This window comes from Thalassospira lucentensis (assembly GCF_032921865.1).
GTDB lineage: Bacteria > Pseudomonadota > Alphaproteobacteria > Rhodospirillales > Thalassospiraceae > Thalassospira > Thalassospira lucentensis_A.
In genome coordinates, this window is record NZ_CP136684.1 from 3,217,984 (window position 1) to 3,235,261 (window position 17,278).

A 17,278-nucleotide genomic window follows, 5' to 3' on the forward strand; every position below is an offset into this window, starting at 1 on the left:
TGAAAGTAAAAAAATGAAGGCCCAAGGACGAATGTCCTTAGTCTTTTGCACGCTCGAGATAGGTGCATTCGGTCGTGTTCACGACAACGCGCGTACCCGATTCAATATGCGGCGGCACCAGAATGCGAACGCCATTATCAAGAACGGCCGGCTTGAAGGAAGAAGACTGGGTCTGCCCTTTGACAACCGCGTCGGCTTCGACGATCTGGCAGACAACATGTTCGGGCAGGGTAACGGCAAGCGGTTCGCCTTCGAAGGATTCGATGGTAACAACCATGCCGTCCTGAAGGAATACAGCCGGTTCACCGACGAGTTCCGCATTGACTGTGATCTGTTCGAAAGTTTCGCTGTCCATGAAGGTGATCATGTCACCATCGGCAAACAGATAGGTATATTCATTCTGTTCCAGACGAATACGTTCGACGGTTTCCGAGGCACGGAAACGTTCGTTCAGCTTGGTGCCGGTACGAATGTCTTTGAGTTCAACCTGGTTAAACGCACCGCCTTTACCCGGCTTCACAGCCTGGCATTTTACCGCACGCCACAGGGCACCTTTATGTTCGATAAGGTTACCCGGACGGATTTCGTTGCCGTTGATTTTCATGGCACCAACCGTTCTTTCAGATCACAGATTCACGATGTAAGCGGGACATCCGTCCCATTAAAGTCGGGCTTAACTACCAGTTTGGCGAATTTGCTGCAAGCAGATTGATCAGGGTTTGCGTGCATGGCAAACCGTCATTCGCGCATGGCTGGCGCCAAATCCCTGCGGTTAAAAGGGGATAAACCGGGCTGGATTTCAGTCCGAGGCAGCGGCAATCGCGGCCTTGATCGCCTTTGCCCCGGCCTCGGGACCGTCCGGATGGCTCCAGACTCCGCCTGTAACGGCGATGAAATCGGCACCGGCTTCGACGATCGGGCCAAGGTTATCAGCCGTGATGCCACCAATCGCGACACAGGGGACGGTTGTAAAGGTCGTCCAGATTTCGATGATTTCGGGGGTGACGCTGGTTTTGGCTTCTTTGGTTTGCGTCGGATAGAACGCGCCAAACGCCACGTAATCAGCCCCTTTTTCACCAAGTTCCATGGCGCGATGGCGACTGTCATAGCAGGACACGCCGACAATGTGTTCCTCGCCCATGATGGCGCGTGCCTCGGCGTAGCTGGCGTCTTCTTCACCGACATGAACGCCATCAACACCCGATTTTTTGGCAATGTCAGGACGGTCATTGAGGATCAGGGGAATGTCGCGGTCTGAGCACAGCGGCAGGATCGCATCAATCGCCTTGCGGATTTCATCATCGGAAACGTCTTTGAGACGAAGCTGCAGACAATCAATCGCACCGGTATCAAGCACGGATTTCAGAAGGTCCGGAAACACGGCCAGATCGATTTTTGGCGGTGTCAGAAGATAAAGGCCGGTTTGGTCGTCTGCGTTCACAATGGTCATTCCTGATCAAAAACTGCGTATCATGTAACGTTTCATCACCCTTTTGGCAATCACCCAGCCAAAAACGCCGAAAGCCGCCGGTCAAGTTCCGTATCGGGCAGGTGATCGTCACCGGTTTCGTAAATCCGGTCCGGGTCGGGCAGGGCGGTGATGACCCGGCATCCCGACTTTGATCCGAGATTTTCAAGCCGGGCTTTCAGATCATCAGGCAGATCATCATCAAGCAATACCGCATCCAGCCCGGTTTCCATCGCGGCCAGGGCCGATGCACGACGCCCGCGACAATCAAGAATGCCGTGGATGAGGGCATCGGGAAATTCGGTTCGTAATCTTCCGATCAGGGTGGCAAACCATTGTGCACCAAGCGACGCCCCGGCATTTTCCGGCGACAGCAGATTGATCCGCGCATGCCCTGCCAAAAGCCTTGCGACACGGCAGGCTGATTGGCCGCCAGCCATGCCATGAATGCGAATGAAAAGGTTTGTGGTGTCTTTCATCGGGGCAAAATATCACCGGGTCGGGATTTGCCAAACAGAAAGGGCGACCCGAAGGCCGCCCTGATCCGGATCGATAGCTTCAAGTTCCGATTAAAGGAACTTCGCCATGGCAACGGCGGTATCGGACATACGGTTCGAGAAGCCCCACTCGTTGTCGTACCAGGACAGGATACGGACGAAGTTGCCGCCGATAACCTGGGTCTGGGTGACGTCGAAGGTCGAGCTGTTCGGATTGTGGTTGAAGTCAATCGAGACCAGCGGTGCATCGCAAACGCCAAGAACACCCTTGAGCGGGCCGTTTGCGGCTTCCTTGATCGCGGCATTGATTTCATCAGCCGTGGTGTCGCGACCGGCAACGAAGGTCAGGTCAACCATCGAAACGTTCGGGGTCGGGACGCGGATGGCGGTGCCATCAAGCTTGCCTTTGAGTTCCGGAAGAACCAGACCGACGGCCTTGGCCGCACCGGTCGAGGTCGGGATCATCGAAAGCGAAGCGGCACGGGCGCGGCGCAGATCCTTGTGCAGGCTGTCGACCGTGTTCTGGTCGCCGGTGAAGGCGTGAACGGTGGTCATGAAGCCCTTGGTGATGCCAACGGTCTTGTTCAGAACGTCTGCAACCGGTGCCAGGCAGTTGGTGGTGCAGGATGCGTTCGAAACGATGATGTCGGATGCGCTGAGCGTGTCGCTGTTAACACCGTAAACGACGGTTTTGATGTCGCCCTTTGCCGGGGCGGAAATCAGAACGCGCTTGGCACCTGCGGTCAGGTGTTTGCCGGCACCCGCTTCGTCGAGGAAGATGCCGGTGCATTCGAATGCGATATCGACATTCAGAGCGCCCCACGGCAGGTTCGCCGGATCGCGTTCCGAGCAGACCTTGATCGCCTTGCCGTCGATGACAAGGTCGTTGCCTTCGGCTTTGACGTCATTGGCAAGAACGCCATGAACGGAATCGTATTTCAGAAGATGTGCGTTGGTGGCGACGTCACCCAGGTCGTTGATGGCCACGACTTCAACATCGGTACGGCCGCTTTCAACGATGGCACGCAGAACCAGACGGCCAATACGACCAAAACCATTAATCGCTACGCGAATAGCCATTCATCCCTCCAAAATTATGATGATTGGTACCTGGGGAGTATCAATCACGGCTTGGGGTTCAACCCCATAGAAAAAAGGCCGGATCGGCATATTACCGATCCGGCCCCTTGAATTAAACGAGTTCTTTGGCTGCCTTGACCAGCGCCTCGGCGGTGATGCCGAAATGCTCGTAAAGGACTTCGGCCGGTGCCGAGGCACCAAAGCCGTGCATGCCAATGACTTTGCCGTTGTCGCCAACGTATTTTTCCCAGCCGAAGACCGACAGGGCTTCGATGGCGATGCGCGGTTTGTCACCAAGGACTTCCTTGCGATATTCCGGCGACTGCGCGTCGAACAGTTCCCAGCTTGGCAGGGAGACGACGGCAGCATTGATGCCGTCGGCCTTGAGTTTCGCCTGTGCGTTCACGGCAATTTCGACTTCGGAACCGGTCGCAATCAGGGTGACCTGACGATCACCGTCGCAATCCGAAATCACGTAACCGCCGCGCGCGACAAGGTTGTCTTCGCGGTATTCGGTGCGCAGGGTCGGCAGGTTCTGACGGGTCAGCGCCATGACGGTCGGGCCGGTTTCGTTGGTGATCGCCATTGCCCATGCTTCGGCGGTTTCAACCGCATCGGCCGGACGGATGACGGTAACGTTCGGCATTGCGCGCAGGGATGCGACATGTTCGACCGGCTGGTGGGTCGGGCCGTCTTCGCCAAGACCGATGGAATCATGGGTCATGACATAGACAACGCGCTGGTTCATCAGGGCCGACAGACGGATTGCCGGGCGGCAATAGTCGGTGAAGACCAGGAAGGTGCCGCCATAAGGCAGAACGCCGCCATGAAGTGCCAGACCATTCATGGCCGCAGCCATACCGTGTTCACGGATACCGTAATAGATATAGCCGCCATGATAACCGCCATCAGCGGTGATCGGGGCCTGAACGCCGGTTTTGGTGTTGTTCGAGCCGGTCAGGTCGGCAGAACCGCCGATCATTTCCGGTATTGCCTTGGTCAGGACTTCAAGAACGTTCTGCGACGATTTGCGGGTCGCGACTTTCGGCAGTTCAGCGGTGATCTGCTTTTTGTAGTCGTTGAACGCGTCAATCCAGTTTTCCGGCAGTTTGCCTTCGACGCGACGTTCGAATTCGTCCTTGAGGGAGGCTTCAAGATTTTCGAAACGCGAACCCCATGCATCGAAATCGGCCTTGCCGCGTGCACCGGCATTGCGCCATGCGTCGAGAATGTCGGCCGGAATGTCAAACGGCTCGGCCGTCCAGCCGAGTTTTTCACGCGCACCGGCAAGTTCGGTCGCGCCAAGCGGGGATCCGTGCGTTGCCGAGGTGCCACCCTTGGTCGGGGCGCCAAAACCGATTTCGGTTTTGCAGGCGATCATCGAGGGCGTGTTGGTGGTTTTTGCCTTGGCAATGGCGGCTTCGATGGCGACCGGATCGTGGCCGTCAATCTGCTGCACGTCCCAGCCAGCGGCTTCGAAACGTTTTTTGTGATCTTCGGACGTCGACAGAGAGGTCGGGCCGTCGATTGAAATGCCGTTATCGTCAAACAGGACGATCAGTTTCGACAGTTTCAGGTGACCGGCCATCGAAATGGCTTCCTGCGAGATGCCTTCCATCAGGCAGCCGTCGCCGGCAATCACGTAAGTGAAATGATCGACAACGTCATTGCCAAAGCGCGCATTCATGATGCGTTCGCCAAGCGCGAAACCGACCGAGGTCGCAATACCCTGACCCAGCGGGCCGGTGGTGGTTTCGATACCGGCACCATGGCCATATTCCGGGTGACCCGCGGTGCGGAAGCCCATCTGACGGAAATTCTTGATCTGATCCAGATCGAAATCTTCGTAACCCGTAAGGTGCAGAAGCGAATAAAGCAGCATCGAACCGTGACCTGCGGACAGGATGAAACGGTCGCGGTCGGGCCAGTTCGGGTGCTTGGGATCAAATTTCAGGAATTTGGTATAAAGAACAGTCGCGACGTCTGCCATGCCCATCGGCATGCCGGGATGTCCGGAGTTGGCTTTTTCGACGGCGTCGGCCGAAAGAAAGCGAATGGCATTGGCCATGCGGTTGTGTTCTGATTGCGTCGTCATTGGATGCGGTTCCTGGGGGTTTCGCGGTCGGGCGATGAAAACACTTTTAATACATGTATTCCATGTTAACGGAATTCGCGCGGAACATGCCCGCACAGGGGGCATCCGTCAACCGCTTCTGTCGAAAAACTGCGCCTGTTGTCCTGATTGCGGTTAACGAAAATGACAAACATGTCATGTGGCGATGGTGCTTGTTGACGCGTCCCGATCTTGACCCCTATGTTGCCAGTCGGTCCTGTGTTCCTTGTATCCTGTTGGTTCAGTGGACGGACCACATATCGTGCAGCATGTCATGGCGGGCTTTTCCATACGATTTTCGGGCATTGATCCCCAAGGCTGATATTTGAAGCCACGGGTTTGTTCGGGAATAAATCAGCCTTTTTCATGACAAAGTCGGTTGGCAGGGTGGCCGATCTTGTGATCAGGAACAGGTTTTGCCTGTGCTGACCGGGTAGTTTAACAAAGCTGGATATTGAATATGTCGCGTTTGCTAGAAGCGAGTAACCGACTAAAAGCGGCCATCGACAGTCTTGATGCTGCCGCGGAGTCGCGTATGGCCAAAGACATCGGAAACCAGTCCGATGCTGCCGGTGAAGTCGAAACCCTGAAAAGCCAGCTGGCTGCCTTGCGTCAGGATTATGACAAGCTCGCAACAGCAACCCAGACCGTTTCGGCCCGCCTTGATGGTGCGGTCGGGCAGTTGCGTCTGGTCCTTGATGATGATCGCGAACAAAAGCAGGCATAAATTCCATGGCACAGGTTTCAGTACGAATTAACGGGCGCAGCTACGATGTTGCCTGCGACGATGGTCAGGAAGAACGCCTGATGAACCTTGCGCAATATGTCGATGAACGGGTTCGTGAAATTGCCGGTGCGGTTGGTCAGATTGGCGAGCAGCGCCTTCTGGTCATGACCAGTCTTCTGATTGCCGACGAGCTTGGCGACATGCATGAAAAATTGCGCAGTCGCCAGACAATGGCTGGACCGGAGCCCGGCAGTGTCAGTGCCGCCGAAGGTGACGCGATTGCGGAAAACATGGAAAGCATGGCTGTTCGCATCGAAGCTATTGCGCAAAAGCTTTCGCAGGACTAAGTTCCGGACGCTGACTGTTTTCGATGCGCCGTTCGCGGCGATCGGGCGCAGCAGCAATTCGGGGGCTGCCCTGTTCGTCAGGTTCGCTAATTCCCGGGGCCGATGCTCATTTCTCTAGGGAGCTGTCCCTGTCGAGGCCGTGGTCTCGTTATACGGCGCCCACCTGCACACGCAGGTCACGAGGAATTACCACATGGCCAACGGCAGCGGTGGCTCCCACTTAGTTCATATCCCCATCTCATTTATGTTGTGCATCAAACGGTGCGTCTGACAGGGGCATCGGTTACAGTCATGTCCGAATTTCGGGCGTGCGACGAAACAGGAAATACAATGCGTTTACTCCATCTCGGCGACGTTCTTGGCCAATCCGGCCGTACCGCAGCACTTGAAGCGTTACCGATGCTGCGGGACCGTCTTTCGGTCGATATCGCAGTGGTGAATGTCGAAAACGCGGCCCACGGTTTTGGCGTTACCGCCAAAATCTGCAAGGAATTCTATGATGCCGGTGCCGATGTCCTGACGACGGGCAATCATGTCTGGGATCAGCGCGAAATCATTGCCTATATCGACGAGGATGAAAAACTTCTGCGTCCGTGGAACTTCCCCGACGGGACGCCGGGCAAGGGCGACTATGTTTTCAAAACCCGTTCGGGCAAAAAAGTTTGCGTTGTTAACATGATGGGGCGGCTGTTCATGGACCCGCTGTCCTGCCCGTTCCAGGGGGCGAACAAACTGTTTGCCAAGCATAAGCTCGGCAAGAATGTTGATGCGATCATCATCGATTTCCATGCCGAAACCACGTCGGAAAAGATGGCGTTTGGCCATCATTGCGATGGGCGGGCATCGCTTGTTCTGGGAACCCACACCCATGTTCCGACCGCGGATGCCCAGATATTGCCGGGCGGAACGGCCTATCAGACCGATGTCGGCATGTGCGGCGATTTTGATTCCGTGATCGGGATGAAAAAGGAAAATTCGGTCCGCAAATTCATCACCAAAATGCCGACTGGCCGGTTCGAACCGGCAGACGGCCCGGCAACGGTGTGCGGCATTTATGTTGAAACCGACGATGTCACCGGCCTTGCCAAACGGATCGAGCCGGTTCGTATCGGCGGACGGCTTAAGGGTAGCTGGCCCAGCGCGTAATATCCAAACATTTTCAATGCTTTAAAACCCTGTCGGTATCGGCGGGGTTTTGTTTTTGGAAATAGTTAGCAAAATACCTAACTATTTCTTGTATGCGATGTTTGGATTTGTTACTTAGGCATATGACTAACAATAATGAACAACTCGACCAGATGTTTCACGCCCTGTCGGATGCCACGCGTCGCGGCATGGTTGACAGGCTGTGCAAGGGGCCTGCGACGGTCAGCGAGCTTGCCGAACCGCTTGATATGGCGTTGCCGACCGTGATGGGTCATTTGCGGGTGCTGGAAAACTGCGGGCTTGTCCGCAGCATGAAACGGGGCAGGGTTCGCACCTGTGAACTTGAACCCGAACAGCTGACACAGGTTGAAATCTGGATCAATGAGCGACGATCCCTTTGGGCGCGCCGGTTTGACCGATTGGGAGAATTCCTGGCGAAATCCGAACCGCCAAACGAATAGCCCGTCATGGAAGAACCGCAAAAATGGACCGGGCCAGCATAACAGCAGGAGCAGCACAATGACGTCCGCCGCCAATAAAGCAGATGACAAGATCGCACGTTCTGTCACCCATGCCATGTTCATAATCGAACGGGTTTATGACGCAAGCCCGGCCCGCGTTTTCCGGGCGTTTTCCGACGCGGACGCCCATCATCGCTGGTTTGTTGCCGAAGAGGGATGGGACGTCATCGAATATAATCACGATTTCCGGGTCGGCGGGCGTGAAGGTGGACGTTTCAGCCAGGACGGCAAGGTGTTTTATCATAACGACACGCTTTATCAGGATATCGTGCCCGATAACCGGATCGTCTTTGCCTACACGATGGATCAGGACGACAAACGCATTTCCGCCTCGGTCGCGACGGTGGAACTGAAACCCGAAGGGGACGGCAAGACGCGCCTGAAATTCACCGAGCAGGGGGCGTTTCTTGACGGTTTCGACAAGGCGGAATTTCGCGAAGAGGGCTGGCAGGGATTGCTGGAAAGACTGGCGGTGGAAATCACGGAACATGCCTGATTTCAGGTGCCGGAACACGAAAGAGGCCCGAAATATCGGGCCTCTTTTTTTTCGGGATACAGGTTTTGGGGTCAGGCGGCGCGACTGCGGGCCTGCTCGCGAAGGTCTTCGAGAATACCGTTGATGCGCGCACGCAGGGCCTCGACCTTGTGCGAGGCATCCTGTGCGGTGGTCAGAACTTCGCCCGACAGTTGGCCGGTTTTGCCGGTTTCACTTGCCACATCATTGATCGAGGCGGAAACGGTGCGGGTGCGGTCGGCTGCACTGCGGACGTTTCGCGTGATCTCGTCGGTTGCCGCCCCCTGTTCCTCGACCGCAGCCGAGATGGTGGTGGCAATCTCGTTGATGTTTTCGATGATGCGACCGATATCCTCGATGGCGGTGACAAATTCGCCCGTCGCCTTCTGGATGCCGGAAATCTGACCGGCAATTTCCTCGGTCGCCTTTTCGGTCTGGTTGGCGAGGTTCTTGACCTCGGCCGCGACAACCGCAAAGCCCTTGCCCGCATCGCCGGCACGGGCCGCTTCGATGGTGGCGTTAAGGGCCAGAAGGTTGGTCTGTTCGGCGATGTCGGTGATCAGTGCGATGACTTCGCCAATGCGGTTTGCCGATTGCGACAGGCTAACCACCAACTGGTTGGTTTCCTGTGCGCGGTCGGCGGCATTGCTGGAAATGCGGGTCGATTCCGCCATCTGACGGTTGATTTCCGCATTCGAGGCCGAAAGCTGTTCGGTGGCCGCCGCAACGGTTTCAACATTGCCGGTGGCTTCCTGTGCCGAGGATGCGACATCTTCGGTCTGGCCGGAAACCAGTTCGGCGCTTTGGCTCATTTGACCCGACACACCCTGAAGCTGTTCGGCGAGGGCGGCGATTTCGCCGACCGCACTTTCGACTTCGTTTTGCAGGGTATCGGCAAGGCCAAGCAACTCGTCACGGAGTGCCTCGTTACGTTCGCGGTTCAGACGTTCTTCTTCGGCCTGAAGTTCACGGACTTTCAGGGCGTTGTCCTTGAACACCTCGACCGCGCGGCCCATGGCGGTGATTTCGTCGTTACCCTTGACCGGGACGTCGATATCAAGATTGCCATCGGCCAGTGTGACCATGGTTTTCTGCAGACCGGCCAGGCGGCGCAGAAGATTGCCACGGACATAGACGACATAAATGATCAGCGAAATCAGGATGGCGGCGGCTGCGACGCCATACATGATCTGCGAGCTTTGCGCATTCAGGGTCTGGGTCGATGCGGCGGCGGTGTCGACATCCGATTGCAGGCTTTCAACCAGTGCCTTGACGCTGCTTTCCATGTCGGCGGCGTATTGCGCGCCTTGATCGACAATCTGCTGCTGGGTTGCTGCGGCTTCAAGGTCCTTGATCCGCAAGGCCGGGAGGCTGGCGTCGCCGATTGACAGTTCAAGCATGTCACCGACGATGTTGGTGTAGAACTTTTTGAGTTTTTCGTTCTCGAGGCTTTCGATCAGTTTCTGCAGCGACGCGAAGCTGCCACGGACCTGCACGCTGATGACCGAAAGCCGGGTCGTATCGTTAAGCGAGCTTGATGTCAGGATCGTATTGACGATGTCGCTTCCCATACGGCTGAGTTCCAGCACCGGACCACGCGATGCAACGGCATCGTTCAGGTCATAAAGAAGTTTGGTGGTGCGGACCTGATCTTCGTAGGGCAGGGGATCGCCGGATTTGCGCAGGTCTTCGACGGAAGCATTGATCCCGGAAATGGTCGTCTGGGTAAAGGACAGGAGCGGGGTGATCATGCTGCTGTATCGCCCGCTTAGCTGCTGAAACTTGTTGAGTTTCTCGGCGATCTCGTCTGCGATGGCAAACCGGTTCAAGGTTATTGAATGCAGATTTTCCAGGGCATCGCGCAGATTGGCACTGTTGGTATCGATGCCATCCAGAATTTCGGGTTGCAGATTTGTTTCGCGCAATTGCCCGACATTGTCATCAAGCCCGGCCAGCAGCGTATCAAGTTCTGCTTTGACGATCTGTTCTTCGTCGGGGGTTTTCGATGCGATGATCCGCGGCGCGATGGCCACGATCTTTGCGCTGTCGGTTGCCAGTTGCTGTGCCGCAAACATCGGCGGCAGTTTTGAATGTGTGATGTTGGCAAGTTCGGTGCCGAATTTGCCAAACGATATGACGGCGACGGTGGCCGCCACGACGGCCATCAGGCCGACAAGGGCAAATGATGCCGCCAGTTTCCCCTGAACGCCGAAGCCTTTTGCGGTCTTTTTGACCGGCTTCTGGCGATCATCAGATTTGATAGTCTTTCCCATTACTCACCTAACCCCGATTACGCATAACCAGCGCACCGGCTTCTGTCATGCCGGTAACGCACGTCTGTTTGATTTTCCTGGATGGAACCTTCCTGTGGGTTCCGCATTCGGGGATATCCGCGATATCGGTTAGGAACGATAAGGATGCGGATAATTGAAAGCGGAAGTTTTTGTTTTTCTTATGTTGGGAAATTCTATAGCACACGCATCTGTGTAGAATAACCGAAATGTTTTACTTATTTTACAGTCCTGTCCATCTGGATAATTCTTTTTGTACAAAAGCTTGTGGTTATGGTGCCAAACAAAAAGGCCCGCCATGAGGCGGGCCTTTGCACAAGAACGAAGTCTGATGGATCAGGAGGCGCGATCACGCGCCTGCTGACGCAGGTCTTCGAGGATGCCGTTGATCCGCGAACGCAGATTTTCGACCTTTTCGGATGCGGTCTGTGCGGTTGACAGAACCTGACCGGAAAGCTCGCCCGTTTTGCCGGTTTCGCTTGCGACATCATTGATCGAGGCGGAAACGGTGCGGGTGCGATCGGCGGCACTGCGGACGTTTCGCGTGATCTCGTCGGTTGCGGCACCCTGTTCCTCGACCGCGGCCGAGATGGTGGTGGCAATCTCGTTGATGTTTTCGATGATGCGACCGATATCCTCGATGGCGGTGACAGATTCGCCCGTCGCCTTCTGGATGCCGGAAATCTGACCGGCAATTTCCTCGGTCGCCTTTTCAGTCTGGTTGGCGAGGTTTTTGACCTCGGCCGCGACAACCGCAAAGCCCTTGCCCGCATCGCCGGCACGTGCCGCTTCGATGGTAGCGTTAAGCGCCAGAAGGTTGGTCTGTTCGGCGATGTCGGTGATCAGTGCGATCACCTCGCCAATGCGGTTTGCCGATTGCGACAGGCTGACCACCAACTGGTTGGTTTCCTGTGCGCGATCCGCAGCATCGTTCGAGATACGGGTCGATTCCGCCATCTGACGGTTGATTTCCGCATTCGAGGCCGAGAGCTGTTCGGTGGCCGCGGCAACGGTTTCGACGTTGCCGGTGGCTTCCTGTGCCGAGGATGCGACATCTTCGGTCTGGCCGGAAACCAGTTCGGCGCTTTGGCTCATTTGACCAGACACACCCTGAAGCTGTTCGGCGAGGGCAGCGATTTCGCCGACCGCACTTTCGACTTCGTTTTGCAGGGTATCGGCAAGGCCAAGCAACTCGTCACGCAGGGCCTCGTTACGTTCACGGTTCAGGCGTTCTTCTTCGGCCTGAAGTTCACGGACTTTCAGGGCGTTGTCCTTGAACACCTCGACCGCGCGGCCCATGGCGGTGATTTCGTCGTTACCCTTGACCGGGACGTCGATATCGAGATTGCCGTCGGCGAGTGTGACCATGGTTTTCTGCAGACCGGCCAGGCGGCGCAGAAGGTTGCCACGGACATAGACGACATAAATGATCAGCGAAATCAGGATGGCGGCGGCTGCGACGACAGCCAGTGCCGTCAGGCTCTGTTTCTCGACCACTTTGGCCTGTGCGGCGGCATCCTGGACTTCGGAGTTCAGGGCGGCGACCAGTTCGGCGACACTGCTGCGCATCGCGTTGGCGAATTCACCGCTCTGGATGACCAGACGCTGGCTTTCCTCGGCTGCGGCCAGTTCGCGTTTGCGAAGTTCCGGCAGGCTGTCATCACCCACCGAAAGCTTCGACATCTTGTCGATCAGTTCGACATAGAAGTTTTTAAGCCGTTCGTTGCCAATCGATTCCAGTGCGGCAAGGGCATCGGCATAGGTGCCGCGGATGCGCACCGGAATGATTGACAGGCGGACGGCCTGCGTTTCGGTGGTGGACGCGATGATCATGTTGGCAGCGGACGAACCAAGGCGTTCGATTTCCAGCACCGGTGAACGTGCGCTGATGGCGTCGTTCATTTTTATGAAGTTCTCGATCACTTCTTCGGTGCTTGCCGTGTATTTGGCGGACGGATCGTCTTTGAGCGACTGTGCGTAGGCATTGCCCTGCGCGATGTCGTTCTGGGTATAGGACAGAACCGGTTTCAGCGTGTCGCCATAGCGTTTGGCAAGATCCTGGAATTCGCCCAGTTTTTCGGCCTTTTCGGCGGAAATGGCAAAGCGTTCCTGGGTTACGGTGTGTAACTGGCCAAGGGTGTCCTGCAACTGAATGCGGTTGTCATTGATCGTGGCAATGACTTCGGGCATGAAGCCGGTGGCTTCGATTTCGTTGATCTTGTTGACCAGTTCCAGCAGGCGGAAATCAAGTTCTTCCTTGATGGCCTGTTCTTCGTCGGTGGAATTGGATGCAACGATGCGTGGCGCAATCGCCACGATTTCCGCGCTTTCGGTCGCCAGTTCCTGTGCGGCGGCGATTGGCGGAAGTTTTTCTTCTGTGATGGTTGTCAGAGCTTCGCCGAACTTGTTGAAAGAAACGGCACCCACAACGGCAGACACGACTGCCATTAAACCGACCAACGCAAACGATATCAAAAGCTTGCTTTGGACCCCGAACTTAGTTCCCATTCTGTCCTACCTTCTTGTGCTGTTTTCCCCGGGCGGCTTCTTCGTCCGACCGGGTTTCTTGGATCAGGCAACGGGCATTTTGTTGTTTTCGCCGCCCGGTTCGTAACCCCCGAGAGTTATACTTTAGAGTTATTTTTTCTTATTAAGGGACATTATTGAAATATTATTCACAGAACTGCAAGATGTAAGCAGTTCTGCGACAAAAAATCACGATTAAATCCATAAGTTGTATAAATCACAGGTGATGCGACCGGGTTTCCGGTGCGTGCCGGTTGATGGATGCGAACAGATGACGGATAGCTGGACCTTGTGTCGCAAACAGGATATAGGAGCGGTCGAAATTTCTGCCTGCCAGTTGTCCGGTCCGGTTCGGTCCGCCCGACTGGCGCGCAATCATCGCGAGACCGGTCTGCCCGGGAAGATCCCGCAGTTACCGGCCGGTGCCCGATTTGCACTGATCGACAACACGAAAAGAATACAGGTTTCAGGTTATGGCCGGCCATTCCCAATTTAAAAACATCATGCACCGCAAAGGCGCGCAGGATAAAAAGCGCGCCAAAATCTTCACCAAACTCGCCCGTGAAATCACGGTTTCGGCGAAAATCAGTGACGATATCAACAGCAACCCGCGTTTGCGTGCGGCCATTGCCGCCGCGCGTGTTCAGAACATGCCCAAGGACAACATCGATCGCGCCATCAAAAAGGCGACCGGTGCCGGCGAGGGCGACAATTATGAAGAAGTCCGTTACGAGGGTTACGGTACGGCCGGTGTTGCCGTTATCGTCGAGGCCCTGACGGACAACCGCAACCGTACCGCATCCGAAGTGCGCGCCGCATTTGCCAAAAGCGGTGGCAACCTTGGCGAAACCGGTTCGGTCGGCTTCATGTTCAACCGTCTTGGCGAAATCGTTTACCCGGTGGACAAGGCGGGTGCGGACGAAATGTTTGAAGCCGCCCTTGAGGCCGGTGCTGCAAATGCGGAAACCGATGATGAGAATCACATCATCGAAACCGAGATCGAAGATCTTAACGCGGTGCGTGAGGCCCTGACCGAGAAGTTCGGCGATCCGGAAAGCGCGAAGCTTGTTTTCCGTGCGGTTACCGAGGCCGATATCAACGTTGAACAGGCACAGAGCATCATGAAGCTTGTTGATGTGCTTGAAGATAACGACGATGTGCAGAATGTCTGGACCAATGTGAACTGGACCGACGAGATCGTTGCCGCGCTTGATAACTGATTACGCTTGCTTACGCCCGTCATTCCCTTTTGAATGACGGGCGTATTTTATTTTGCTCATAATAATAAGGTGGGGCGACGTGGTCAGGGTTCTTGGTATCGATCCCGGTCTTCAACGCACGGGCTGGGGGGTGATCGACCTTACAGACAACCGGATGCGTCATGTTGCCAACGGTGTCGTGACCTCGACACAGACGCTGTCGCTGGCGGAGCGTCTTGACCAGCTTCATAGCGGGCTTATGGATGTGATTGCGACCTGGACACCCGACGAGGCCGCGGTCGAGGAAACCTTCGTTAACAAGAACCCTGTTTCGACCCTTAAACTGGGGCAGGCGCGCGGTGTTGCACTGCTTGCACCAGCACGCTGTGGCATTCCGGTAACGGAATATACACCCAATGCCGTCAAAAAGACGGTGGTGGGTGCCGGTCATGCGGCCAAGCAACAGGTTGAAATGATGGTGTCCACGTTGCTGCCGGGATGTCAAATCCATGGCGCAGATGCGGCCGATGCCTTGGCCGTGGCGATTTGTCATGCACAACATGCCGGAACCCGTGCGCTTGCGGGGATAACAGCCGGACCGGGGAGAAAATACAGGTGATCGCAAAACTTCGCGGAATTGTCGATTTCATTGGCGAGGACAGTGTCATCATCGATGTGAACGGGGTTGGATACCTTGTTTTTGCATCGCGCAGAACATTGACCATGCTGCCGCCAAAAGGTGGTGAAGCGGGGTTGATGATCGAAACCCATGTTCGCGAAGATCACATTCATCTGTATGGATTTGCCGATAACGCAGAAAAACAGTGGTTCGCGCTTTTGACGACGGTGCAGGGGGTGGGGGCCAAGGTGGCGCTGGCCCTTTTGTCTGTTTTAAGCCCGACCGATCTTTTGCGGGCACTTGCCGCACAGGATACCACCGCCCTTTGCCGTGCGCCGGGGATTGGTCCGAAGGTGGCGACCCGTATCGTTGGCGAGCTTAAAGACAAGGCCGCGCGTCTTAATCTTGGTCCGGTGGCGGCGCCAGCCGCACCGGCAGCATCACCTGCCGCAACTTCGTCAAAAAAATCTGCCAAATCTGCCAAACCGGTCAGTGATGTGAGCATCGACACAGCCGAAGCCGCACCTGTTGTGGATGATGGTGCGGTTCTGGCCGATGCGGTTTCCGCACTGGTTAATCTGGGCTATGGCCGGTCCGAGGCATTTGGCGCGGTTGGCAAGGCGGCCCAGCAGGCCGGTGAGGACAAGACACTTGATACCCTGATCCGTCTGGGACTGAAGGAGCTTAGCGCGTGAGCGAGGAAGAAGACCGTTTACTCAGCGGGGAACGCCGCGAAGAGGATTATCAGGACGGTTCGCTGCGCCCGCGTCGGCTGGACGATTTTACCGGCCAGAAGGAAGTGCGCGAAAATCTTGACGTTTTCATTCAGGCCGCGCGTGGCCGCGAAGAAGCCATGGACCATGTGCTGTTTTTCGGGCCACCGGGGCTAGGCAAAACCACGCTTTCGCAGATTGTTGCCAGCGAACTTGGTGTTGGTTTTCGGGCGACATCCGGCCCGGTCATTGCCAAGGCTGGTGATCTTGCAGCCCTTCTGACCAACCTTCAGCCGCGCGATGTACTGTTTATTGATGAAATCCATCGCCTGAACCCGGCGGTCGAGGAAATCCTTTATCCGGCGATGGAAGATTTCCAGCTTGATCTGATCATCGGCGAGGGACCGGCAGCACGTTCGGTGCGGATTGACCTGCCGCCCTTTACCCTTGTCGGGGCGACGACGCGGTCGGGGCTTTTGACCACGCCGCTTCGTGATCGTTTCGGTATTCCGTTGCGGTTGCGATTCTACGAGCCCGAAGAACTGGTCGAGATCGTCGCACGCGGGGCGCGGTTGCTTAATTTCGATATGACGCGCGAGGGGGCGATGGAAATCGCCCGCCGGTCACGGGGAACACCGCGTATTGCCGGGCGTTTGTTGCGGCGTGTGCGTGATTTTGCGGTGGTTGCCGGTAAATCGCCCGTCGATAAATTCATCGCCGATGCGGCCCTGACGCGGCTTGAGGTCGATAATCTTGGCCTTGATAGTCAGGACAGGCGTTACCTGAACTGTATCGCCGGGAATTACGGCGGCGGGCCGGTGGGCGTTGATACGCTGGCCGCGGCCCTGTCGGAAGAACGCGACACGATCGAGGATGTGATTGAGCCGTATCTGTTGCAGCAGGGGCTGATACAGCGCACCCCGCGCGGCCGTATGCTGGGCATCAAGGGGTACAAGCATCTGGGCCTTGTGCCGCCACGTGAAGGCAATGGTGTGCCGCTGGCGGATCTGTTTGACCAGCGTGCGGCCAATGCCGCAGACGGGACAGACGAATGACGGATACGAACGATACCGGCCTGCTCGGTTATATCGAAGGCAAGCGGCATATCTTCCCGTTAATGGTGTTTTACGAGGATACCGATGCGGGTGGGGTTGTGTATCACGCCAACTATCTCGCCTTTGCCGAGCGGGCGCGTTCAGCGATGCTTAACCTGTTGGGGTTTAGCAATAGAAGTGTTGCAGAGCGCCACAAAGTTGCCATAGCCGTTCGACACTGTACGCTCGATTTTCGCCGGGCGGCCCGGTTGGAAGACAGGCTGATTGTGGAAAGTCGCCTGATCAAACTGGGGGGCGCGTCGCTGGGATTCGAGCAGAAGATCATGCGGGACGACGAGCTACTCGTGGTTATCGAGATATATCTCGCCTGCATGTCACTGCAAGAGTTACGGGCGCAAAGGCTGCCCGAAGAATTGAGAATGGCTTACGCAACCTATCTGGATGTGAACGAGGACTGAAGAG

At 56.1% G+C, this 17,278-nt stretch carries 17 protein-coding genes and 1 other RNA gene; 11 read left to right on the forward strand and 7 right to left on the reverse strand.

What is annotated here, in order from left to right; genetic code table 11:
- Nucleotides 1-37 precede the first annotated feature (37 nt).
- From efp to tkt, 5 genes are all read right to left on the reverse strand, one after another.
- Nucleotides 38-604, reverse strand: coding sequence for an elongation factor P (gene efp, locus R1T41_RS15590; RefSeq protein WP_062952511.1), 567 nt, complete (start codon nt 602-604; stop codon nt 38-40).
- Nucleotides 605-799: 195 nt separating this feature from the next.
- A complete protein-coding gene (gene thiE / locus R1T41_RS15595) occupies nt 800-1,450 on the reverse strand; it encodes a thiamine phosphate synthase (protein ID WP_062952512.1) in 651 nt (216 codons plus the stop codon).
- A 50-nt stretch (nt 1,451-1,500) separates the two neighbouring features.
- Nucleotides 1,501-1,947 carry a hypothetical protein gene (locus tag R1T41_RS15600; RefSeq protein ID WP_317337739.1) on the reverse strand — a complete coding sequence of 149 codons (447 nt, stop codon included), beginning with the start codon at nt 1,945-1,947 and terminating at the stop codon, nt 1,501-1,503.
- Nucleotides 1,948-2,037: 90 nt separating this feature from the next.
- Nucleotides 2,038-3,045: a type I glyceraldehyde-3-phosphate dehydrogenase gene (gene gap, locus R1T41_RS15605; RefSeq protein ID WP_114124041.1), complete on the reverse strand. Its 1,008-nt coding sequence runs from the start codon at nt 3,043-3,045 to the stop codon at nt 2,038-2,040.
- A 112-nt stretch (nt 3,046-3,157) separates the two neighbouring features.
- The gene (gene tkt / locus R1T41_RS15610) at nt 3,158-5,140 is read right to left on the reverse strand and encodes a transketolase (protein WP_062960097.1); all 1,983 of its coding nucleotides are present in this window, start codon (nt 5,138-5,140) and stop codon (nt 3,158-3,160) included.
- A 478-nt stretch (nt 5,141-5,618) separates the two neighbouring features.
- Here tkt and R1T41_RS15615 point away from each other — a divergent pair, with 478 nt between their 5' ends.
- From R1T41_RS15615 to R1T41_RS15640, 6 genes are all read left to right on the forward strand, one after another.
- Nucleotides 5,619-5,885, forward strand: a complete 267-nt coding sequence (locus R1T41_RS15615) for a DUF4164 family protein (RefSeq protein ID WP_062952516.1) — start codon at nt 5,619-5,621, stop codon at nt 5,883-5,885.
- Nucleotides 5,886-5,890: 5 nt separating this feature from the next.
- Nucleotides 5,891-6,232: a cell division protein ZapA gene (locus R1T41_RS15620; RefSeq protein WP_317337740.1), complete on the forward strand. Its 342-nt coding sequence runs from the start codon at nt 5,891-5,893 to the stop codon at nt 6,230-6,232.
- Between the two features lie 59 nt (nt 6,233-6,291).
- Nucleotides 6,292-6,452: non-coding RNA, 6S RNA (ssrS, locus tag R1T41_RS15625), on the forward strand.
- Between the two features lie 110 nt (nt 6,453-6,562).
- Nucleotides 6,563-7,378, forward strand: a complete 816-nt coding sequence (locus R1T41_RS15630) for a TIGR00282 family metallophosphoesterase (protein ID WP_317337741.1) — start codon at nt 6,563-6,565, stop codon at nt 7,376-7,378.
- Between the two features lie 122 nt (nt 7,379-7,500).
- Nucleotides 7,501-7,839 (forward strand): ArsR/SmtB family transcription factor, encoded by a 339-nt coding sequence (locus tag R1T41_RS15635; RefSeq protein WP_062960093.1) that lies wholly within the window; start codon nt 7,501-7,503, stop codon nt 7,837-7,839.
- A gap of 58 nt (nt 7,840-7,897) precedes the next feature.
- Nucleotides 7,898-8,395, forward strand: a complete 498-nt coding sequence (locus R1T41_RS15640) for an SRPBCC family protein (RefSeq protein WP_317337742.1) — start codon at nt 7,898-7,900, stop codon at nt 8,393-8,395.
- Between the two features lie 71 nt (nt 8,396-8,466).
- Here R1T41_RS15640 and R1T41_RS15645 read toward each other — a convergent pair whose 3' ends face one another.
- Both R1T41_RS15645 and R1T41_RS15650 read right to left on the reverse strand, forming a co-directional pair.
- Entirely contained in the window at nt 8,467-10,686 is a 2,220-nt protein-coding gene (locus R1T41_RS15645; RefSeq protein ID WP_317337743.1) for a methyl-accepting chemotaxis protein, read from the reverse strand.
- A 354-nt stretch (nt 10,687-11,040) separates the two neighbouring features.
- Entirely contained in the window at nt 11,041-13,212 is a 2,172-nt protein-coding gene (locus R1T41_RS15650) for a methyl-accepting chemotaxis protein (protein WP_097050601.1), read from the reverse strand.
- 491 nt (nt 13,213-13,703) lie between these two features.
- Between R1T41_RS15650 and R1T41_RS15655 the strand changes: the two genes are divergently transcribed.
- The 5 genes from R1T41_RS15655 to R1T41_RS15675 all read left to right on the forward strand — a co-directional run bounded on the left by R1T41_RS15655 (nt 13,704) and on the right by R1T41_RS15675 (nt 17,274).
- Nucleotides 13,704-14,450, forward strand: a complete 747-nt coding sequence (locus R1T41_RS15655) for a YebC/PmpR family DNA-binding transcriptional regulator (protein WP_062960087.1) — start codon at nt 13,704-13,706, stop codon at nt 14,448-14,450.
- 79 nt (nt 14,451-14,529) lie between these two features.
- Nucleotides 14,530-15,048, forward strand: a complete 519-nt coding sequence (gene ruvC, locus R1T41_RS15660; RefSeq protein ID WP_062951677.1) for a crossover junction endodeoxyribonuclease RuvC — start codon at nt 14,530-14,532, stop codon at nt 15,046-15,048.
- Nucleotides 15,045-15,743 carry a Holliday junction branch migration protein RuvA gene (gene ruvA / locus R1T41_RS15665; RefSeq protein WP_317337744.1) on the forward strand — a complete coding sequence of 233 codons (699 nt, stop codon included), beginning with the start codon at nt 15,045-15,047 and terminating at the stop codon, nt 15,741-15,743. The genes ruvC and ruvA overlap by 4 nt, the downstream gene beginning before the upstream one ends.
- On the forward strand, nt 15,740-16,816 hold the full coding sequence (gene ruvB, locus R1T41_RS15670; protein WP_062951679.1) for a Holliday junction branch migration DNA helicase RuvB: 1,077 nt from the start codon (nt 15,740-15,742) through the stop codon (nt 16,814-16,816). The genes ruvA and ruvB overlap by 4 nt, the downstream gene beginning before the upstream one ends.
- Nucleotides 16,813-17,274: a YbgC/FadM family acyl-CoA thioesterase gene (locus R1T41_RS15675; protein ID WP_317337745.1), complete on the forward strand. Its 462-nt coding sequence runs from the start codon at nt 16,813-16,815 to the stop codon at nt 17,272-17,274. The genes ruvB and R1T41_RS15675 overlap by 4 nt, the downstream gene beginning before the upstream one ends.
- The last annotated feature ends 4 nt before the right edge of the window (nt 17,275-17,278 follow it).